The organism is Parapedobacter brassicae (assembly GCF_051400755.1).
Taxonomy (GTDB): Bacteria; Bacteroidota; Bacteroidia; order Sphingobacteriales; family Sphingobacteriaceae; genus Parapedobacter.
In genome coordinates this window covers 478,048-497,742 of sequence record NZ_JBLFFL010000003.1, presented here as the reverse complement: position 1 = coordinate 497,742, position 19,695 = coordinate 478,048, and the positions used below count along the sequence as shown (strand labels likewise).

The following is a 19,695-nucleotide window of genomic DNA, read 5'->3' as shown; positions in this document are numbered from 1 at the left end:
TAGCTAGTTAGTTGAAAGCAGATTTGATTTTTTCGATGATATTGGATTGGATCATATCCTTAGACAGCAACAGCATGTTTTTGATCGCTTCGGGACTGGAAATGCCGTGGCCGATGATCACGGGTGCATTGACGCCCAATATGGGGCTTCCGCCATACTGCTCATAGTTGAATCGGTCAAAAAAGTCGTCGTTGAGTCCCTTCTTACGTGTCAATACATAGAATGACTCAGCCAGTTTGAGCACCACATTGCCCACAAATCCATCGCACACGATCACATCTGCCTTATCATCAAACAGTTCGCGGCCCTCAACATTGCCAATGAAGCGAATACGTCCGTTTTCCTTCATGAGCGGGTGGGTCGCCAGCGTAAGCATATTGCCTTTTTCTTCTTCCTCGCCAATATTGAGCAACCCAACAGCAGGCTTTTGTATGCCATAAACATGTTCAGCAAAAAGGCTGCCGAGGAGTCCGAATTGAGGAAGCATTTCCGGCTTGCAGTCGGCATTTGCCCCCACGTCGAGGAGAATGCCGAAGCCGCTTTTGGTCTTCGGTATATTGGTGGCGATGGCCGGGCGGATCACACCCGGGATGGTTTTCACACTGAGTACCGCGCCCACGAGCATGGCCCCAGTATTGCCAGCTGAGGCAAAAGAATCGATCGCCCCCTCTTTCAGCAGCTGGAATCCGCGGCTGATACTCGAATCGGGTTTTTGGGCAATGGCCTTGGTCGGGTGTTCACCCATGCCGATGTGATCCGGGGCATGGATGTATTCAAAAAAAGCAGGGTTTTCGCCTGCTTGTTCAATGTGTTGCTTCGCAATATCCTGGTCACCAATGAGTACGATTTTATGGTTTTCCGAAAGCTGCTTTGCGGCCAGAATGGCTCCTTGTATGGTTGCTTCCGGTGCAAAATCACCACCCAATATGTCTAACCCAATCTTCATCCGTTATTATTTTCTAATCCAATAATACGCAAAAACACCCCAAAGTAACGTATAAAAAATCAGTTATACGCTACGGGATGTTCAATTTTTTGAAAGATCAACTTAGGCGGAGGCAGTGTTTTCGATGATCAATTTGCCGTTGTAATAAAGGTTGCCATCGACCAGGTATGCGCGGTGGGGCAGATGCACGGCACCCGTCTCCTTGCATGTAGCCAAGGTGGGTCGTTCAGCCTTATAATGCGTCCTTCTTTTGTCTCTCCGAGCTTTGGAGGTTTTACGTTTTGGATGTGCCATCTCGTATCGTTATTTTAGTTGTATTTTATATTCTTCAATGCGTCCCAACGGGGATCAGGTGCCTTTTCTTCTTCTTCCTTCGGTTGTTCCGGTGCCATATCATTCAGTTTGGCCAGTACCGTTTCGTCGCAGATAATCTTATCGCCCAGTTCGCTGCACTTTGCGTAATGCGGTACCGACACGTTGATGTATTCATACAACAGTCCGGCGATGTCCAGTTCGTGTTCGTGCTTGGCGAGCACCAATATCTCCTCAGTGCTTTCCGCCAGGTCTTCATCCGCGAATTTGACGATCATCCGTTCCTGGATATCGGCTTTTGCCGGAAACGCGGAGAGACACACATCGCATGTCAGGCTAATGGTGCCTGCAATATGGAATTGGAGGATCATCATGTTTTCCTGTTTGAGTAGATTGACCGACGCTTTCAGATTGCCGTCTTTGACAATGGAATAGTCATAACAATCAAAGAACGCCTTGTCTACATCAAACTCAAAGTCATGCGAACCCAAACTCAACCCCGTAAAGGGGATCCGATATTGCTTCAAATAGTTCACCGTCCCACAATTGAGCCTGCAAAGGTAAATATAAATTATAAGATATAAAAGTTTTTTGATTTACAACTTATATCGTACCGACAGCAGCAATACCCGCGGCATGATGTAGGTGATCTGCTCGCTCACGAGGAAATCCGAAATCGAGTTGGCTACCTTGGTGCGGTTATCCAGCAGGTTGTTCGCTGTGAGGCGGAATCCCCAGGGGCTTTTCTCCCGCTGGTAGTCCAGCGCGGTGTTGGCCACATGATAATGATCACTGGCGCTGTTTTGGTTGTTTACATTGCGGAAGTACATGTAATCGGCGATAACGGACCAATCGGACAGCACCCGCCAATCGAGGCTGGCATCAAACTGGTCGGTGGTAAACCGCGACGATGAGCTGCCCTTGAAGCGGTTGAATCCCTTGGTGTAAGCCACTTCCGCCTGCGGCCAATCCCGCGGTGCAGTGCGTACATTCACCGTGTACTGCTGGCTTGTGCGGCGGTTATTGGCAAGCGTTTCATTCACGGTTTGGGAATAATCAAACCAGCTGAGCCGCGCGTTGCCCCCGATGCGGAGGAAAGCCACTTGGTTGGAGTATGAGCCGTAGGCCATCCAGTTCGTTTCGGGATTGTCGGTCAGCACGGGCATCGAATAGCGGTTGATGCCCTCGAATTGCAGCTCACTGCGGATAGCACGTGTCTTCCGGTTGAAATTGACATACACGTTGGTAATGGGCCCTCCGATGCCGGTGAACCGGCTATAGCGCAGCATGGAACGGTGATAGCGCTCATTAGCCAGCAGTGCATTGCCCCTGGACACGGCATTATAGGATGTAAGTGTAAAGCGGTTGTTCAGCTGCCCGATGCGGGGGAAGCTGTTGGCATACTGGTAGTCAAGCGTTATTTTTTCGTGCTCCTGTATTTCGTATTCGCTTTTCCACTTCGGTTCAGGGAGGAACCGGCTGAGGCGATGGTTGCCCTCTGCCTGCTGGGTAGAGAGTGTGTACCAATGGCCATAGAGCGAAGCCGTATTGGCAAGTTTTCCGATGATGAATTTGTAATCAAGTCCGATGAAAGCATCGTTGAGGCGATAGCGGACATCGTTGCCGAATCCAGCATCGGCGAAATTATTAACTGAGCCGTCCGACAGCAATTGCCGCTCGCTGGTCAGCAGGTCAACCTGAGCGAAGTTATTGCCGACGTTCGTGTGGAGCTGTCCATAGCGGTTGATTACCCAATAATGCTTGAAAAGGACGTCCACGCTATTGCTCCGTTGGCGGTTGACCTGTTCAATGTGGTATGACTCATCCGTTTCGAGCGGAAGGAAGCCCATGAGGAACGCCTGATTGTTGATCCAGGTGTTCAGCGGTGTGCTTTTTTCATAGACATGGTTCACCACGAAGGTGGTGGTGTGCTGCACATTGTACGCTTTATGCCATTCGACGTATTGCTTGAGCGAATGGTTGCCGGCATCGCCGAGCGCATCGAAGCGGTTATTCTGTATGTTAGTGACGGAGTTGAGCATGCTGGTGAAGGAATTATCGCTGCTCTGCCATTGGGCGTTGTAGTACCACTTCTCGGTATTGCCAGGACTGTAGTCCAGTTTGACGTTGGCCAACCCCATCAGATCATCGTTTTCCTGATCGGAATACCGTTGCTCGTCGGTTACCTCCTGGTTGGTGAGGTACTGGAGGTAGGCGTCTGAGCGCCGGTCCGTGAGCAGACGGGAGAAGATTGCGAAGCCGGATAGGTTCAGCTTTTCCGCCACGTCGCTGCTGAAGTTGAGCGCCGCGAAGCGTGAGCGGTTTTCCAGCACGTCGCGATTGCCACTTGTGAACGCCTGCAGGTCGGTGAACGATGGGCGGCTGTTGGTATTGATGAAAGCGCTCACACCGCCCTGAAAACGCATCATGTCATCAAAGGTGAAGACCGACTTGCCGACATCGTTGATGTCTCCGATGAAGCTCACATTATGCGCCGGAGTATAGTAGAAGAGTGCAGCATGGCCGAGGTGGTGACCGCTGTTGCCGCCACCGGCTTCCAGATCGCCGAACACCAGCCGTTTTCGGTCTTCCTTGAGTTTCACGTTCATGGCCATCTCGTCCGTGCCGGAAACCTCCTTGAGGAAGCCCACCTCGTTGAAGTGGTCGATGACCTCGATCTGTTCCAGCGCATCGGCAGGAATGTTCTCCACGGCCAGCTTGCTCCCCCCGCCAAAGAATTTCTTTCCCTCAACGAGCATGTGCCGTATAGGCTGCCCGTTGAAGGTCACGCGCCCATCTTGGTCTACCTCCACACCCGGCAACTTAGCGAGGATATCCTTGAGCTTGCGCTCATTGCCCGCGGCAAAGCTCTCCACATTGAAGACGATAGTGTCTTTCTTGATGATGATGGGGCGGTAGTCATATTCGATGACGATCTCGGTGAGCTGCTCGTTCTTGGCTTGAAGCTTGAAATCGTGCCGTACATCGTTGTTGCCTGCTTTAAGCGCGACAGAGTCAGGATGGTAGCCGATATACGAAACACTGAGGAGGTAAGGTTTTGAAGCATCCAGTTCAAAGCGGTACTGCCCCTGTGTGTTGGCCACGGCGAATTGGATACCGCCACCTTTGTCCAGCGCTTTAGCCATCACGTTGGCCCGTTCGAGGGGTGTGCCGATTCCATCAGAGACTGTTCCGGTAATCGTTCGAGACTGTGAAAGTACGATAAAAGGAAATAATAACAAGATACAAAGCAGTTTATACACACCGTCAATAAGCTCTTAAATTATATGCATTACCATCGGCCAATGTATGCCTTGGTAAACTACCTGAACCACAAATATCAGTAATTAATAAAAAAGTCATGGAGGATTATTGCTTTTGTCTTCTTTTTCTTATTTCCCTCATTTTATCATCGAACTTCTTATAATACGATTTCTCGGAAATTTCTTCAAATGTTGGCATTTCGGGGATTTTAATATCGTTTCGCAGCACAATGGATTTGGCACCGAACACCGTCAAATGGGTTTGTAATTCTAATATTAACCCCGGAAGCCCTCCATATTTTAGAGGTCCGAATGAAAATGGCAACTCAGGGCAAAACCATGCAGTCACTGGAAATCTTCGCTCTTCCCCCTTAAGATCCCAACTGAGGTTATATCGGGTTGCTTTAAAACATTTGTATCCAGCGATTTCCTTGCTTTCTCCCGTAATTTCCCATCCGGTGTGCCAGCCATTTTCAAAGGAGTCCACCAACAGATAATTCCCATCCATAAATGGGGCAGCGTTCATGGTATGATAAGCAGCATCCTTATCCTGCCAAAAATACTTGTCTGTGGAAACCCCTACAAAGAAAGGACTGACCTCCTGCAAATCCCGTTGATCTATTTGCCTGTTCTCATCAAGGTTAAATGCGGCTCGTGAATTGGTAAATGCCAAAGAAAACGTAAGTTTTTCGAGTATCATTGGCAAACGGACATTCTGTTTTATTTCGTCCTCAATCAATTTGTTTTCTACAAGCCATATCTCATATTTTACAAGACCGTTATTCTGTTGGCCATAACCGAAAGAATAAACCAGTAATATAATTAGAACGAAATGAAAACGAATCATAGAAATAGAAAGGGATTACTTAGAATATATCTTTATACACATACCAATATCACTTAGTAATATAGTTCGCTTAAATCATATAACCAACCCTTTAGTGAAAATACTCATACCACTCGTTAATTGTCAAGTAATTTTGGTATTCCCTTTCGTTAAAGTTGAATACAATTTAAAACGTATATTACCAGTAAGTTAAATTTTCAACCCGATTTGTTTATGTTTATATGTTATACGTACCTATTGTCCTGAATCGTCAATTAAGTATTTCGCACGTTATCAAATAATTCATTGCTTTAGCATATGCATAATCATGGCCATATTCCTCGTCTATGTAATAATCATAAATTTCATTTGCGGCATCTTCGCATGATACTTCAACCTGCTGCGCAACTGCAGAATTGGAAGATGATGATACAGCCAAAATTGTCCAAACTGCAGTAACAATTGTAAGTAACTTTTTCATAACTTTAAATTTAGTTGGTTAATTAATATCACTAAACTAAACTAAAATAACTGTAAGTCCAAATTTTATGAAATAAATTTTGAAAATTGATATCAGTTACAGGTGTGTTCCGTAGATAGTTTCCTAGAATGTCTTTGAACGACGGGAATAGCGGACTGATTAATATTCGTCAATTTTCATAAGACCCTGACTATTCTGCGGCATTGGCGGTGGCGAAGGAGTGAATGGAGTCCGTTTCTCTACATTCTCCACCCTTTCTCCACCCTTTCTTCTGCCATTCTTCTCCCATCCCCCGTGAATTTATCGGGACGTATGCGGGCTGTATGCGGGAAAAGGTAACGTACACGCCGCATGCGGCACGCGTACGGCACGCGGGATGGGAGAACATGGGCAGGAAAAAGGCAGAAGCAAATAGGGTGTTGGTTGTTTGAAAAACACACGATTTTACCCTAACTTAGCATAAACGCTCAATACATTAGATTATGAACCAGAAGATCATTAACCTCTACGACCAGTATACGCACAGCCAGATTACCCGGGCGACGTTTATGAAAAAGCTGGTCATGCTTGCGGGAAGTACAGCCGCCGCTACCGCCCTATTGCCCCTGTTGCAGAATAACTATGCCGCAGCGACCCCGTTTGAAAGTGACGATATTACCTTCGAAAACATCACCTATCCGGGCGTGGATGGCGACGTCAAGGCCGTATTGGCCAGGCCCAAAGGCAAATCCGGTATCGGGGCCGCGGTCGTCATCCATGAAAACCGTGGACTGAACCCCCATACTGTCGATGTGACCAAACGCGTGGCAGCCGAAGGTTTCATTGCCTTAGGGGTAGATGCCCTGTCGCCTTTCGGCGGTACACCCTCCGATGAGGATAAGGGAAGGGAACTCATCGGCAAGCTGGATATGGAGAAAAACATCCAGAATTATCTGAAGGGGCTCGACTACCTGCGCACCGTGGATGGAAGTAATGGCAAGGTGGGCTGTGTGGGCTTTTGCTGGGGCGGAGCCATGGCCGGCCGGCTCGCGGTCAACGACCCGCAATTGCAGGCGTCCGTGGCCTACTACGGTAGCCAGCCGAATGTCGCCGATGTGCCCAAAATCAAGGCGAGTCTGATGTTGCATTATGCGGGTTTAGATGAGCGTATCAATGCGGGCATTCCGGCGTATGAAGAGGCATTGAAGGCCAATGGGGTCGACTATCAGTTGTTTGTATACGACGGGGTGAATCATGCATTCAACAATGATACGTCACCTACACGATACGATGAGGCCGCAGCGAAACTGGCTTGGCAGCGGACAATTGATTTCTTCAGGAGCAAGCTGGGGTAGTGCCCTCGTCGCCATAATAATTCTTGCCGATCTCGATCCGCTCACGGCCGTTCTGGAGCCGCCAGTGATTCGTGTCGCGCAGGGAGTAGGCGCAGCCGCAATATTCCTGCATGTAGAATTGCTCGCGTTTGCTGATTTCGAGCATGCGGGAGGAACCGCCCTTTTTGCGCCAATTGAAAGTCCAGTAGGAGATGCCCGGGTAATGCCCGGCAGCGCGGATGCCGCAATCGTTGATCTGCTCGAAATTTTTCCACCGCGAGATGCCCAGTGAACTGGTGATGACGGGGAAGCCGTTTTCGTAAGCGTACAGCGCGGTGCGCTCAAAACGCATGTCGAAGCACATGGTACAGCGAATCCCGCGTTCGGGCTCGTGTTCCATGCCTTTAGCACGGGCAAACCAGTCGTCTACGTCATAGTCGGCATCAACGAAAGGAATGTTATGCTTTTCAGCAAACTTGATGTTCTCATCCTTGCGCAGGTCGTATTCCTTACGGGGATGGATGTTGGGGTTGTAGAAGTAGATCGTGAAATCGATATCGGAGGCAATCATCGCTTCCATGACCTCGCCGGAGCAGGGTGCGCAGCAGGAGTGCAGCAGCAGCTTGCTCTCGCCGTTGGGTAGTTCCAGCTTTTCACGTTTTAATACAGTGTTATCCATCTTCTTAACCCCTAGTTTGAAGCTGCAATATTAAGGATAATAGCGGATTGTTGCAAGCGCAGGGGTTTGAAGACTCATTTTTCGGGTTTAATCGTTATATTTGTGTGCGTCCCATTATTCAAAAACTTCTCATACCATGTCAAACGTTGGAATGATCATCGAGGAACGGCCGGCGGATATCGGCAACTTCATGGTTGGCCGGCTATTGCCTTTCCGCGGCAAGCGGACGGTGGGCCCCTACATTTTCATCGATCACATGGGGCCTGCCAAGATGAGCGACCGGGAGAATATTGACGTGGCTCCTCACCCGCACATCGGCCTGTCTACGCTGACCTACCTGTTTGAGGGGAGCATGATGCACCGCGACAGCTTGGGTACGGAGATCGAGATACACCCCGGAGCGGTCAACTGGATGACCGCCGGACGGGGGGTGGTGCACTCCGAGCGGACCCCCGAATATCTGCGCCATTCGGACAAATCGTTTCACGGCTTGCAGATCTGGGTGGCCATGCCGAAAGAGTTGGAAGACATGGAGCCATCGTTCCATCATGTGGAGGCCAAGGATATCCCCTATTGGGAAGACGGCGATGTATCCTTCCGGCTCATTGCCGGTGAGGCATTCGGCAGGCGTTCGCCCGTGCCTGTATACAGCAAGCAGTTTTTTCTAGAGATACACAGTGCTACCGACCAGCAACTGCATATCGGCACCGAATTATTCGGAGAATCGGGCTTGTATATCCTCAAGGGAAGTATTGAAAGCGATGGGCATACGTACGCGCCAAAGCAGATTTTGGTGGCCAAGGAGGCTAAGCTGTGTTCGTTTACCATCCATGCGGATACCAGCATTTACATCTTTGGAGGAGAACCATTCCCGGAAGAGCGGTTCATCTATTGGAATTTTGTGTCCTCCAGCCGCGAGAAGATCGAGGCGGCAAAGCAGCGCTGGCGGGAGCAGCGGTTTGACCCGGTGTCTGGCGAAACGGAGTTTGTGCCACTGCCATCGTAATATTTCATAACGTTATATTTCATAACTTTGCCCAAAACCTGTTGAATGAAGAAGTCATTTGGTTTATTCGTAATGGTGGGTCTGTTGCTGGCCTTCGGTGGTTGCATGCGCAGTGATGACGAGCCGGTAATACCTACGCGGCCGATATCGCGCCTGTATGTGTCGTTTGAGAGCTACAACGCTGGTCAGGTGGGAGATCCAATTGCCAATATTGCCGTGATTGATCGGGCAGATACCTCAGCAGCAGAAATCGATACCTCGTATAATTACGATTCCGGTGCCATAGGCGGGCAGGGAATTCATTTTAATCCGTTTGCCGGGCTGGTGTTTCAGGCCGGTAAGGGGGATACGACGATTCACGCCCTGACGGTTGGCACCTTGGGGCAATTGGGCTCGGCAGCCACCATCGGCAATGGCATGCTCACGCAAATGCGTGGATTGGCCTATCATCCGAGTTCGAATATGCTATATGTGGCTAATAATGTGTCTCCTACCCGGATTTTCGGTTTCCTTCGACCTCAGAACAGTAATGGCTATGAGGTGCCCGACAAAGATCTGCGCTTGGGGTCGGCCGTACGTCCTTGGGGGGTGATGCTGTGGAACGATAGTCTTTTGGTGTCAAACTCGGGAACGGACGGAGGTGTTTTATTGTATGGAGACGTAACACAAACGGACTCGTTGGAGGCCGACTTCCAGCCTATTTCGACCGTCCGGATTGCGGGCGCTTCCAGCATACGGGGTTTCGCATTCGTGGATTCGCTGGATGTGATGGTACTGGCAGATTTCGGAACCGAAGGGTCGCTCGGCAAAGTATATATTGTTGAAGGCATTAAGGAATACCTCAAGCAGCCTAACGTGACGGTGACACCCACACGCGTGATCACTGGGATGTCGACCGGCTTAACCGGGCCTATCGATGTCGCCATCGACCCACGGGCAACTAAACGTACGATCTATGTGGCTGACCAGTCCGCGAGAACGGTCTCCCGGTTTAAGCTAAGTGACGAGGGCAACATAGCACCTGAAGCCACGATTTTCTTTGACAACCGGGTGCCATTCAGCATCTCCCTGGATGCGAGGGGTGTCGTGCAATAATTATTTAATTGAGTATTTCCAGCATCCGGTTTATTTCATCCGTTTTGGCGGCACTGCCCGCTTGGGAATAGGAAGTGACCAGGTTGCGCAATACACGGGTGATGATATCCAGGTTGCTGCAAGGCAACACAAAATTGTCGCTGGGGGAGAGGTTGAGTTGCTTGAGGAACGCGACAACATCATGACGCCCGAAAATCTGACCCCGGTTGAACGCGTTGACATAAAACAGGATGCCGTGCTTGTTCTCTACAGGCATATGATCTTCTGTATAAGCCAAGATGAAGTGCTTAGGCAGGTTTACCCCATAGATGGGTATGTCCAGCTTTTGAGCCACAATACTGTAAACGCACGCCAACAAGATGGGATTGCCGCGGCGGGTTTCCAGTACCTGGCCGATGTATGAGTTCTGCGGATCATGGTAATTGCTGGTATTGCCCGAAAAACCGTGGACGTTATAGATGATGTTGTTGAGCAGCCGTACTTTTTCTACGGCACTCATGCTGTAGATCATCTCCAGCCAGGCATCCCGCTTGATCGTTTCAATCTGGTTGATGATTTTCTGTTCATTCAGGTCGGGATATTGATATTTATTGACAATGATCAGCCCCTGGAGCAAATCAAATGAACCGCTCAATTTCCAGAGCTCCAGTTCCTGCAGCACATCTTCGAACTGAATTTTGTGAATTAGATTTTCGATACGGGTCTGTAACATGACATCGAAAGACTGCTCCCATACCGATTCTAACCGTGAGATGACCTCGGGACCGAACGTAATCAGCTTCTGCTCCACATGCCGGAACACTTCCGTATCCGGATCGTCGAGTAACTTGATCAACGAATCTATCTCACGCTCGTTCATTATGACAAACTTAAATAAAATTGTATTTTTTCACAAGTGCTAATTTCTGTTAGCTTTGCCCGTGTGTATGCGCTGCGTTTTTACATCGATCGCCTCACTCATCTCTTGTCGTCCAATACTCGGCATGGCACCCATTCACCTTTCATATACCGTTTGGTGGATGAGGTCCTCTATGCTAAACGGCAGGTGGGTGAGCCAGCGGACAAGGTAAAGCGATTGACGATGAGGCTCATAGATCGTTTTAAGCCGCAGCACGTATATGAACTGGGCGCTGCGCTACCGGAGGCACCGGTGGATTTTGTCATTGCCGATGGCAGCGATGCAGCATGCATACGCCACGAACTTGACCGGCTTTGGCCAACGTTTCATCCGGGCAGCGTGCTGCTGGTCGAGGGCATTTACCGCAATGCGGAGATGAAACGGCTGTGGCGCGCCATCCAGACCAAACCGCAGGTGACGGTCACGGTAAACCTATTCCATGCAGGATTGGCATTCTTTCACAAGGGCCAGGCTAAGGAGGATTTTAAGATCAGGCACTGAATTTAAGGGAATTTGGTTGTTCCGGTTTTTGTACGTATTTTTGTACGTAAATAAGTATTCAATGAAAGTTGTTAATTATTCCGATTTCCGAAATAACCTTAAGAGTAATCTGAACGTGGTGAATGAGGACCGTGAAATTGTCATTGTTTCCCGAACCAAAGGAAAAAGTGTCGTGGTGATGGATCTGGAAGAATACAACGGCATACAGGAAACCATGTATTTGATGGGCACGCCAGCCAACCGCCATCGCTTAGCTGAAGCCATCGATGAAATGAATGGAGGCAAATACGCCGCCCATCCGCTTATAGAAGAGTAGCCGTGGAGTTGGTTTGGCAGTCAAGGGCCTGGGAGGATTACCTTTATTGGCAATCACAGGATAAGCGAGTGCTAAAGCGCATCAATGACCTTATTAAGGATGTGTTGCGCGATCCATTCAATGGTATCGGGAAACCTGAGCCGCTAAAGGGGAACTTATCCGGCTTTTGGAGCCGTAGGATCACTGATGAACACCGGTTGGTATATGCATTGCGCGACGGGCGCTTGCATATTTTACAATGTCGGTTCCACTATTCGTAATACCTGCTGCATACCCGTGTATCACCGCGTTGCTGCTTTTTGGCTCATATGTGCGGATATTTTCTATTTGTAACATATAAGTTACGATTGTCAGCGGTGTATTTTACCCGATGCCTGTGTAACTTGCATTGGTTTTTGGCGTCTTACAACCACGGGGAGTTTAACCCCCAAAACCTTACATGAATAATATTATGATCCAAACCTTATGAAGTATTTATTGACCTTAATTGTCGCGAGTGGCTTATTCGCGGCGATGCCTGCTTCTACCCATGCAGGAACCCATGCGCTGCAAGATACCTTGCCCAAGAAACAACCGGACACGACCAACGTGGTGCCGCCCGACAGCACCAAGAAGGCCGCGGCAGATTCGGTGAAGAAGAAGCCCGAAAAGCCTTCTATCACGGAGAAAGTAAAGTCGAGTAAGAAGATCGACGGATTGTTCACCCTCTACCGCGATACGGCTACGGCGGGTTTGCAGCTTTATTTGAAAAAGGAGCAACTGGATAAAGATTTCATCTACCAAAGCTTTTCGATGGGAGGACCCACTGCCCTGTTTTTGAATGAGAACATGATCCGGGATACTTGGCTGTTCAGTGTTCGGAAGAACAACGACCGGATCGAATTTTTACGGAAGAATACGGCCTTTTATTACGATCCGAATAATCCGGTAAGCAAGGCGGCCAATGCGGATGTCTTGGATGCCATCTTCTACTCGGAAAAGATTGCCGCTTCGGACAGCGCGGGGTACCTGATTCCGGTGGATGCCTTGTTTGTGAGCGACAAACTGGATCAGGTAAAGCCCACGATGCCTCCGGGGATGCCTCCTGGAGCGATGTTCAACCTTGGTAATCTGAATACCGGCAAGTCGAGCTATGACACGGTGCGATCGTTTCCCCGAAATACGGATGTGGTGGTGCGGCTGGCCTATGACAATCCGAATCCGATGAACGGGGGTGGCAAGGACATTACGGACGCTCGGTATGTAACCGTGCGGATGCAGCATTCATTTCTGGAAGTGCCGCAAAACAACTACCGCCCTCGACGGGATGATCCACGAGTTGGCTATTTCGGTGCGCAGGTGGATGACCTAACCTCGATATCACCTACCCCTTACCGCGATTTTATCAGCCGCTGGTACTTGGAAAAGAAAGACCCGAACGCTAAGGTCAGCGAACCGGTAGAGCCGATTGTCTTCTGGATAGAAAATACGACGCCATTGGAGTACCGGCCCATCATCAAGGAAGCCGGAGAGAAATGGAATGAGGCGTTTGAGGCCGCAGGCTTCAAAAATGCGGTGGTGATGAAAGAGATGCCGGATGATGCCGATTGGGATCCGGCAGATATCGCTTACAACGTGATCCGATGGAAGTCGTCCAGCAGTCCGGGCTATGGGGCGATCGGGCCGAGTTTCTTCAACCCGCTGACGGGGCAGATCTTGGGTGCGGACATTACCGTGGAATGGAAGTCGGGCGCCGGAACACCGGTTATGGATGATTTGTTCAATGGAGGGAAGACTACCCTAATGTCCCTGCCCTGGGAGCATCCGGAACAGGCCGTTGCCCAGGCCGAATATGTGCACCATTCGCAGGTGAACCGCACGGCGTTCTGCAACCTGGCCAACGAGCTAAGCATGCAGTATCAAACGGGCATCGCCGTGGTGGAGACGTTGGATGCCGGACTTGGTGAGTCCGGAAAAGCAGAGACGGTAAAGGAGATGCATAAGCAGTTTCTCTACTACCTGATCATGCACGAGATGGGCCACACGCTGGGGCTGAACCACAATATGCGGGCGAGCCAGATGCTGAGCCCTGAGCAGCTGCACGATACCAAGATTACGCATAAAATCGGATTGCAAGGATCGGTGATGGATTATCCGGCCATCAATGTGAGCCGCGATCGGAGCAAGCAGGGCGATTACTATACGACCAAGGCCGGTCCGTATGACATCTGGGCCATTGAATACGGTTACGCACCGTTTTCAGCTGCGGAGGAAGAGAAGGGATTGAATAAGATACTGAGCCGGAGCACCGATCCGAAGCTGGCCTTCGGCAACGATGCCGATGACATGCGCAGTCCGGGCAAGGCCATCGACCCACGGGTGAATGTGAATGATCATTCCAATGATATGATGGCCTACGGGGAAGAACGCTTCTTATTGGTCAACGACATGATGCCGAAACTGAAAGCACGCTTCAGCAAGCCTGACCAGAGCTATCAGGAACTGCTCCAGCGGTATAGCCAGTTGAATGGTCAGCGGTCCAGCATGGCCGCGGCGATCAGCCGCTATATCGGCGGCGTATATGTAGACCGTAGTTTTGTCGGACAGGAGACCGATGCGAACCCCTATACGCCGGTACCTGTAGAATTGCAGAAGAAAGCCATGGAGCTGTTGGGGAAATACATCTTTGCGCCTGATGCGTTCAAAGATGACTATTCATTGTTCCCTTATTTGCAGCCGCAGCGCAGGGGCTTCAACTTCTTCAGCGGCACAGAAGACTACAAGCCGCAAAATACGTTCCGGTCGCTGCAGGTGAGTACCTTGTCGCATATCTTGCACCCCACCACCTTGTCGCGCGTCAACAACAGCACGTTATATGGCAATACGTATCCGGTGGCTGAAGTGATGCAGGATTTAACAGCCAATATTTTCGATGCCGACTTAGGTGGAAGCGTCAACTTGGTTCGCCAGAATTTGCAGACCGATTATGTGTCGGCATTGAGTGGTATCCTCAAGGCTGAAACCGGTTACGACTATGCCAGCAAGGCGGCGGCATTGGCCGCGTTGATGGATCTCAAGACCAAATTGGAAGGAGGTGCAACCGGCGCGGATATCCAAACCGCTGCCCACCGTAAAAATTTGGTTTTCCTGATTGATAAAGCACTGTCGGTGGATAAGTCATAAGCGCTTTTTAGCTGATGAATGTGTTCCGCCCGCGCCGAAAGGTGCGGGCGGGATTTTTTTAAAATTATAGATCAATCAATTAATAGAAAGTCTCATTTCTTAATTATTATTCTTTTTTACAGCATTGTAAAGATCGTTTCACATTTCCGTTGTCATTTGCTGCGAAATAATAAAAATTGCATATTCGAGATGATACTTAAGCTTCTGCCACCTAAACGCTTGAAAGGGAATCATGTGTAGTTATTGGATGTAAGCAATGAAGGCAGGGCGCCGGCTTTGCATTTGTTTACCATCTAACCATATGATTTATGAAATCTTTACAAATTCATGCTGTTGCACTGCTGTGCGGTGCTTGCGCCATTGCCGTATCCGGCGGATGTAAGCGGGATATTCCGGAACTTCCAGTAGCCCCGATTAAAGAGGCACGTCAGGTAACCTTCAAGGTGTCGGGTTTTGAATCCGAAATTACACCGATTCCCGACGCGCAGGGCATATCTCGGCTGGGCTTTGATCCTACTGGCCGGGGTATCCAAGCATTGAAGGGCTTGGAGCCTGGTGTGGAGCCGCAATACCTGTATTATTGGTCGTTCAATGATGAAACCTTAGTGCCCGATATCGCGGTGGATGAGATGGGGGCGTGGATTGTGTTTGAGGGTGAAGGAGTTGATCAGACATTCGGGACGGGGTTTGCGTTGGCGCCCCATGAGGCCGGTCGTGCGGTAAGTATTAAAAACACATCGTCTATGGAAATCAGCTTGCCATTGGTTGGCATTGCATCACTAACGAGTTTCGCGTTCGATGTGAGCAGTTCAGACACCGGGCCGAAGGATTTCCAGCTTTCCTATTCCGTTGATAACGGTGTCACCTATCAAGTACTTAGTGAAGCTAATCAATTTGAAAATATGGGCGCGCAATCTCGCAATCCGTATTCGTTTGACATCAGCACTTTTCCCGAATTCATCGGTATCAATTTGCTAAAGATCAAATTGGACTTCCTGCCGGGCGATCGTGAGGGCGCCGGCAATTACAATGCGAGCACCGGTGTGGCGAAGCTTGACAACATCCGTCTTTCGGGGGTATATAACACCGAAGGGGGAGGAGGCGATCCATCAACGCCCAGCACACTGCATTATTATATTTTCTCATCTGAAAACGGTGCGCTGGTGAAAGAGGAGGCACTGCCGCTGGCCGATCTGGGGGAGGATGGGGCATTAGACATGCTGCTGGAAGAGGGCGCCTATGATATCCTATTCTTGGCTTATCGGTCTGACAAAGGGATGCTGCTGCCAGAGACCTTGACCCATGCGGATGAGTTTTTCTTTGGCCAACGTTTCGATGATCATCAAGCAATGGCGTATGCTTCGCTATTACCGAATCTTGAGGTGGGTGCCGACGATGTGGATGAGTCGATCACCTTGGAAAGATGTTACAGTTTGGTCGAATTTGATTTCACCGATATCGCGCGTGATCTGCTGGGCGTAAAGAAAATAACGGTAACCCGATCGCATGAGAACTACCTTTATATACCCTTCGGTGCACCGGCATCGTCGCCGTTGGCCGATGAGCAGGAGATTTCCTTTGAAAACCTCGCTGATGTCGAAGACTACCGGATCGCTTTCCATCAATTCCTGGGAATAGTGGGTGACCCGAAAGCCGTGAGCTACGAGTTGACGGCCTATGGCGAAGGTGGAAGTGTACTAAACACGGTAACGCTCTCGCACAACATTGCAAACAATGTGCGGCTACTATTGCGGGGCCGTTTGCTTGGGCAGTCGGGCAATATCAGTGGTTTTACCGTCAACCTCAATACGGATTGGGGGAGTGAAACCGAGGAAGTGTTCTAGCGTCAAAAGGCTTCGCTTAACGACAGGTAGAACCCCCCTTGGCGCTTTTCGCCGGGACGCTGCTCGCCAACCCCGTAATCGAACCGGATGGTGCTATTGTGCTCCAGATCGAAGAAATACCGGAGCCCCCCGCCATACGAGGGTACCAAACGGGCGTTTTGCAGGCCATGGGGATGGGCAGAGCCGGTGCCTATAAAGCCAACGGCACCGATGCGCGGATGGAAGCGGTAGCGGACTTCGGTTTGTGCGGCCAACAAGCTGCGCTCGCGGTAGCGTCCGCTGTAATAGCCGCGCATCATCGAGTCGCCGCCCAGCTCCCGGTACACGTAAAAGGGTACCCGCGGGCCAAAGGAGGTGTCATAATGAGCGTTCAATCCCAGCGTCAGCTGGCGGGTGAGGGGAAAGAAGGCCCGGAGGTCGATATCCACTGCGCTGCCCTTGAAACGGCTGCCTCCTCCGAAGCCGGGGGAGTAGGCATACTTTAAGCGCACATAGTAGCCTTCGGTGGTATAGGTATTGCTGTTGCGGGTATCATACAGCTGGGACAGGCCTAAGAGCATATGCCAACCACCTTCCTGTCCGTAGGGCGCCCTGCTTTCAAAAATGCCTCCGCTTTCCCGATCGGAAAAGGTGTAGTGCTCATAGGTGAAGTTGAGTCCGGTATAGTAGTTAGGTGCTAACCGGCGCTCGCCTTCCAATCGGACCTTGGCCAGCCGCATCAGCACAACGTCTTCGTCTTGCTGAAGGGTTTGATTGCCCAACCCATAAAAATTGAACGGGAAATTGCGGAAGCGCAGCTCGCTGATGTAATGGTACTCGTTTCCCGTAGTCCAGATGTCCGACTCCAGCTTGAGGTTGGTTTGCCGCTCGGTGGTAAAGGTGCCGATAAAGGTGACATTGGACGTGCGGATGGTGGTATCAGCCTTGTCCAGATAGAAATTATAGACACCGGCTAAGCCAAACTCCAGTCCGGTTTCCTGCGCATATCCCAACGCGGGGACCACCACAAACCCCGCGGACCGGGTGCTGTCTTTGGTTGGCGAAATGAACCGCTTGATGAGCGGGTGATCCCAGAAACCACCCCTATCCTGTGTAAACGCAGGTGTGGCCACCATTCCGGCAACCAAGCATATCCAAAAACGACGCATCAATCCCATAATGAATGTGCGGCGAAGATACGGATAAGAAGCGAAGTCAGGAGGATGAAAACCGGGCTTGATGGGCCGGTTTCAGATTTTTGTAAATAATTTTTGTATTAAAACAAGTTTGTATATCTTTGCAGTCCCTAAAGGAAAGGGGTGTTTTGCGTGCGTGATTCGGGATGATTTTAGTGGTGTTAGCTGGCGCCAAATAGAATCGATTAGTTGGCCCGGTGAGGCGTTTTTTGAAATCATATTGCCTCCTTAGCTCAGCTGGTAGAGCAACTGACTTGTAATCAGTAGGTCGCTGGTTCGATCCCGGCAGGGGGCTCAAAATTGGGGGGATTCCAGAGCGGTCAAATGGGACGGACTGTAAATCCGTTGCTTCGGCTTCGAAGGTTCGAATCCTTCTCCCCCCACAATAAGCGGAAGTAGCTCAATTGGTAGAGCGATAGCCTTCCAAGCTATAGGTTGCGGGTTCGAGACCCGTCTTCCGCTCGTAACGTGTTAAGAGAAGTCCCGCTGTCACACCATCGATTGGTGCATTGACGGGGGCTTTGATTGTAAGCACAAAGCCGATGTAGCTCAGCGGTAGAGCACTTCCTTGGTAAGGAAGAGGTCATGGGTTCAAGTCCCATCATTGGCTCGTAAGAGTAACATATATTTATACAATAAAATTTTAAATTACTAATTCGCATAAAACATGGCAAAAGAGAAATTTGACCGCAGTAAGCCGCACTTGAACATTGGTACGATCGGTCACGTTGACCACGGTAAAACAACTACTACCGCCGCAATTACAAAGGTATTGGCAGATAAAGGACTTTCTGAAGCCCGTTCTTTTGATTCGATTGACTCTGCTCCCGAAGAAAAAGAGCGTGGTATCACTATTAATACAGCACACGTTGAGTACCAAACAGCCAGCCGTCACTACGCACACGTTGACTGTCCGGGCCACGCCGACTATGTGAAGAACATGGTTACGGGTGCTGCTCAAATGGACGGAGCCATTATCGTGGTCGCTGCTACTGACGGTCCGATGCCCCAAACTCGGGAGCACATCCTGTTGGCTCGTCAAGTAGGTGTACCTGCTTTGGTGGTATTCATGAATAAAGTAGACTTGGTAGACGATCCTGAGTTGTTGGATTTGGTGGAAATGGAAATCCGTGAGTTGTTGTCATTCTACGAATATCCTGGTGATGACATCCCGGTGATCCGCGGTTCTGCGCTTGGCGGTTTGAACGGCGAGCCTCAGTGGGTAGACAAGATCATGGAGTTGATGGACGCTGTAGACAACTACATTCCGATTCCTCCACGGTTGACAGACCTCCCGTTCCTGATGCCTGTAGAAGACGTATTCTCCATCACCGGTCGCGGTACAGTAGCTACTGGCCGTATCGAGCGTGGTGTCATCAATTCTGGTGATACGGTTGATATTTTAGGCATGGGTGCTGAGAACTTGAAATCCGTTGTTACCGGGGTAGAAATGTTCCGCAAGATATTGGATCGTGGTGAAGCTGGTGACAACGTAGGTCTGCTGTTGCGCGGTATCGAAAAAACCGACATCCGTCGTGGTATGGTGATCTGCAAACCCGGTTCGGTTACACCGCACACCGAGTTCAAAGCTGAAGTGTACGTATTGTCAAAAGCTGAAGGTGGCCGTCACACGCCGTTCTTCAACAAATACCGTCCGCAATTCTATTTCCGTACCACAGACGTGACTGGAGAGATCGCGCTTCCTGAAGGGGTAGAAATGGTAATGCCTGGTGACAACGTGACCATTACCGTGAAATTGATCAACGCGATCGCCATGGAAAAAGGTCTTCGTTTCGCGATCCGTGAAGGTGGCCGTACAGTAGGTGCCGGACAGGTAACTGAAATCCTTAAATAATCAATCCTTAGGGATTGTAAATT

Annotated in this window: 18 protein-coding genes and 4 tRNA genes; 13 read left to right on the top strand and 9 right to left on the bottom strand. The window is 49.9% G+C overall.

Features of this window, described 5'->3' with window-relative positions:
* Positions 1–7: 7 nt before the first annotated feature.
* The 6 genes from plsX to ACMGDE_RS11385 form a co-directional block, all read right to left on the bottom strand.
* On the bottom strand, positions 8–946 hold the full coding sequence (gene plsX / locus ACMGDE_RS11410; protein ID WP_436832911.1) for a phosphate acyltransferase PlsX: 939 nt from the start codon (positions 944–946) through the stop codon (positions 8–10).
* Positions 947–1,048: 102 nt separating this feature from the next.
* Positions 1,049–1,240, bottom strand: coding sequence for a 50S ribosomal protein L32 (rpmF, locus tag ACMGDE_RS11405; RefSeq protein ID WP_436832910.1), 192 nt, complete (start codon positions 1,238–1,240; stop codon positions 1,049–1,051).
* 14 nt (positions 1,241–1,254) lie between these two features.
* Complete coding sequence (locus ACMGDE_RS11400; protein WP_436832909.1) at positions 1,255–1,794, bottom strand: YceD family protein; 540 nt, start codon at positions 1,792–1,794, stop codon at positions 1,255–1,257.
* 60 nt (positions 1,795–1,854) lie between these two features.
* On the bottom strand, positions 1,855–4,500 hold the full coding sequence (locus ACMGDE_RS11395; RefSeq protein WP_436832908.1) for a TonB-dependent receptor: 2,646 nt from the start codon (positions 4,498–4,500) through the stop codon (positions 1,855–1,857).
* A gap of 127 nt (positions 4,501–4,627) precedes the next feature.
* Positions 4,628–5,368 carry a GLPGLI family protein gene (locus tag ACMGDE_RS11390; protein ID WP_436832907.1) on the bottom strand — a complete coding sequence of 247 codons (741 nt, stop codon included), beginning with the start codon at positions 5,366–5,368 and terminating at the stop codon, positions 4,628–4,630.
* 250 nt (positions 5,369–5,618) lie between these two features.
* Positions 5,619–5,828, bottom strand: a complete 210-nt coding sequence (locus tag ACMGDE_RS11385; protein WP_436832906.1) for a hypothetical protein — start codon at positions 5,826–5,828, stop codon at positions 5,619–5,621.
* Between the two features lie 482 nt (positions 5,829–6,310).
* Between ACMGDE_RS11385 and ACMGDE_RS11380 the strand changes: the two genes are divergently transcribed.
* The gene (locus ACMGDE_RS11380; protein ID WP_436832905.1) at positions 6,311–7,162 is read left to right on the top strand and encodes a dienelactone hydrolase family protein; all 852 of its coding nucleotides are present in this window, start codon (positions 6,311–6,313) and stop codon (positions 7,160–7,162) included.
* Here ACMGDE_RS11380 and ACMGDE_RS11375 read toward each other — a convergent pair.
* A complete protein-coding gene (locus tag ACMGDE_RS11375) occupies positions 7,143–7,820 on the bottom strand; it encodes an epoxyqueuosine reductase QueH (RefSeq protein WP_436832904.1) in 678 nt (225 codons plus the stop codon). The genes ACMGDE_RS11380 and ACMGDE_RS11375 overlap by 20 nt on opposite strands.
* Positions 7,821–7,956: 136 nt before the next feature.
* Here ACMGDE_RS11375 and ACMGDE_RS11370 point away from each other — a divergent pair, with 136 nt between their 5' ends.
* Complete coding sequence (locus ACMGDE_RS11370; RefSeq protein ID WP_436832903.1) at positions 7,957–8,826, top strand: pirin family protein; 870 nt, start codon at positions 7,957–7,959, stop codon at positions 8,824–8,826.
* 45 nt (positions 8,827–8,871) lie between these two features.
* Positions 8,872–9,921 (top strand): PQQ-dependent sugar dehydrogenase family protein, encoded by a 1,050-nt coding sequence (locus ACMGDE_RS11365; protein WP_436832902.1) that lies wholly within the window; start codon positions 8,872–8,874, stop codon positions 9,919–9,921.
* Positions 9,922–9,925: 4 nt separating this feature from the next.
* On the opposite strand, the gene ACMGDE_RS11360 is transcribed toward ACMGDE_RS11365, so the two are convergent.
* A complete protein-coding gene (locus ACMGDE_RS11360) occupies positions 9,926–10,780 on the bottom strand; it encodes a transglutaminase-like domain-containing protein (protein WP_436832901.1) in 855 nt (284 codons plus the stop codon).
* Positions 10,781–10,816: 36 nt separating this feature from the next.
* On the opposite strand from ACMGDE_RS11360, the gene ACMGDE_RS11355 reads away from it, so the two are divergent.
* The 5 genes from ACMGDE_RS11355 to ACMGDE_RS11335 all read left to right on the top strand — a co-directional run bounded on the left by ACMGDE_RS11355 (position 10,817) and on the right by ACMGDE_RS11335 (position 16,642).
* Complete coding sequence (locus ACMGDE_RS11355) at positions 10,817–11,320, top strand: hypothetical protein (protein WP_436832900.1); 504 nt, start codon at positions 10,817–10,819, stop codon at positions 11,318–11,320.
* Between the two features lie 61 nt (positions 11,321–11,381).
* A complete protein-coding gene (locus tag ACMGDE_RS11350) occupies positions 11,382–11,636 on the top strand; it encodes a type II toxin-antitoxin system Phd/YefM family antitoxin (protein ID WP_436832899.1) in 255 nt (84 codons plus the stop codon).
* A gap of 2 nt (positions 11,637–11,638) precedes the next feature.
* A complete protein-coding gene (locus ACMGDE_RS11345; protein WP_436832898.1) occupies positions 11,639–11,896 on the top strand; it encodes a Txe/YoeB family addiction module toxin in 258 nt (85 codons plus the stop codon).
* A 205-nt stretch (positions 11,897–12,101) separates the two neighbouring features.
* Positions 12,102–14,798, top strand: coding sequence for a zinc-dependent metalloprotease (locus ACMGDE_RS11340; RefSeq protein WP_436832897.1), 2,697 nt, complete (start codon positions 12,102–12,104; stop codon positions 14,796–14,798).
* A 308-nt stretch (positions 14,799–15,106) separates the two neighbouring features.
* Complete coding sequence (locus tag ACMGDE_RS11335; RefSeq protein ID WP_436832896.1) at positions 15,107–16,642, top strand: hypothetical protein; 1,536 nt, start codon at positions 15,107–15,109, stop codon at positions 16,640–16,642.
* Between the two features lie 2 nt (positions 16,643–16,644).
* Here the strand turns inward: ACMGDE_RS11335 and ACMGDE_RS11330 are convergent, their stop codons facing one another.
* Positions 16,645–17,790, bottom strand: a complete 1,146-nt coding sequence (locus ACMGDE_RS11330; protein ID WP_436832895.1) for a BamA/TamA family outer membrane protein — start codon at positions 17,788–17,790, stop codon at positions 16,645–16,647.
* Between the two features lie 249 nt (positions 17,791–18,039).
* Between ACMGDE_RS11330 and ACMGDE_RS11325 the strand changes: the two genes are divergently transcribed.
* The 5 genes from ACMGDE_RS11325 to tuf all read left to right on the top strand — a co-directional run bounded on the left by ACMGDE_RS11325 (position 18,040) and on the right by tuf (position 19,672).
* A tRNA-Thr gene (locus ACMGDE_RS11325) sits at positions 18,040–18,112 on the top strand.
* Positions 18,113–18,119: 7 nt separating this feature from the next.
* Positions 18,120–18,200, top strand: a tRNA-Tyr gene (locus ACMGDE_RS11320).
* A 6-nt stretch (positions 18,201–18,206) separates the two neighbouring features.
* A tRNA-Gly gene (locus ACMGDE_RS11315) sits at positions 18,207–18,279 on the top strand.
* A 76-nt stretch (positions 18,280–18,355) separates the two neighbouring features.
* Positions 18,356–18,427: transfer RNA gene (locus ACMGDE_RS11310), tRNA-Thr, on the top strand.
* A 57-nt stretch (positions 18,428–18,484) separates the two neighbouring features.
* Complete coding sequence (tuf, locus tag ACMGDE_RS11305; protein ID WP_436832894.1) at positions 18,485–19,672, top strand: elongation factor Tu; 1,188 nt, start codon at positions 18,485–18,487, stop codon at positions 19,670–19,672.
* Positions 19,673–19,695 lie beyond the last annotated feature (23 nt).

What these genes read in the sequence shown, in the direction of transcription:
- ACMGDE_RS11385 (WP_436832906.1), bottom strand. Translation starts at nt 5,828, where the DNA reads ATGAAAAAGTTACTTACAATTGTTACTGCAGTTTGGACAATTTTGGCT.
- ACMGDE_RS11350 (WP_436832899.1), top strand. Translation starts at nt 11,382, where the DNA reads ATGAAAGTTGTTAATTATTCCGATTTCCGAAATAACCTTAAGAGTAAT.
- ACMGDE_RS11375 (WP_436832904.1), bottom strand. Translation starts at nt 7,820, where the DNA reads ATGGATAACACTGTATTAAAACGTGAAAAGCTGGAACTACCCAACGGC.
- ACMGDE_RS11390 (WP_436832907.1), bottom strand. Translation starts at nt 5,368, where the DNA reads ATGATTCGTTTTCATTTCGTTCTAATTATATTACTGGTTTATTCTTTC.
- ACMGDE_RS11365 (WP_436832902.1), top strand. Translation starts at nt 8,872, where the DNA reads ATGAAGAAGTCATTTGGTTTATTCGTAATGGTGGGTCTGTTGCTGGCC.
- ACMGDE_RS11370 (WP_436832903.1), top strand. Translation starts at nt 7,957, where the DNA reads ATGTCAAACGTTGGAATGATCATCGAGGAACGGCCGGCGGATATCGGC.
- ACMGDE_RS11340 (WP_436832897.1), top strand. Translation starts at nt 12,102, where the DNA reads ATGAAGTATTTATTGACCTTAATTGTCGCGAGTGGCTTATTCGCGGCG.
- ACMGDE_RS11380 (WP_436832905.1), top strand. Translation starts at nt 6,311, where the DNA reads ATGAACCAGAAGATCATTAACCTCTACGACCAGTATACGCACAGCCAG.
- ACMGDE_RS11335 (WP_436832896.1), top strand. Translation starts at nt 15,107, where the DNA reads ATGAAATCTTTACAAATTCATGCTGTTGCACTGCTGTGCGGTGCTTGC.
- ACMGDE_RS11330 (WP_436832895.1), bottom strand. Translation starts at nt 17,790, where the DNA reads ATGCGTCGTTTTTGGATATGCTTGGTTGCCGGAATGGTGGCCACACCT.
- ACMGDE_RS11360 (WP_436832901.1), bottom strand. Translation starts at nt 10,780, where the DNA reads ATGAACGAGCGTGAGATAGATTCGTTGATCAAGTTACTCGACGATCCG.
- rpmF (WP_436832910.1), bottom strand. Translation starts at nt 1,240, where the DNA reads ATGGCACATCCAAAACGTAAAACCTCCAAAGCTCGGAGAGACAAAAGA.
- tuf (WP_436832894.1), top strand. Translation starts at nt 18,485, where the DNA reads ATGGCAAAAGAGAAATTTGACCGCAGTAAGCCGCACTTGAACATTGGT.
- plsX (WP_436832911.1), bottom strand. Translation starts at nt 946, where the DNA reads ATGAAGATTGGGTTAGACATATTGGGTGGTGATTTTGCACCGGAAGCA.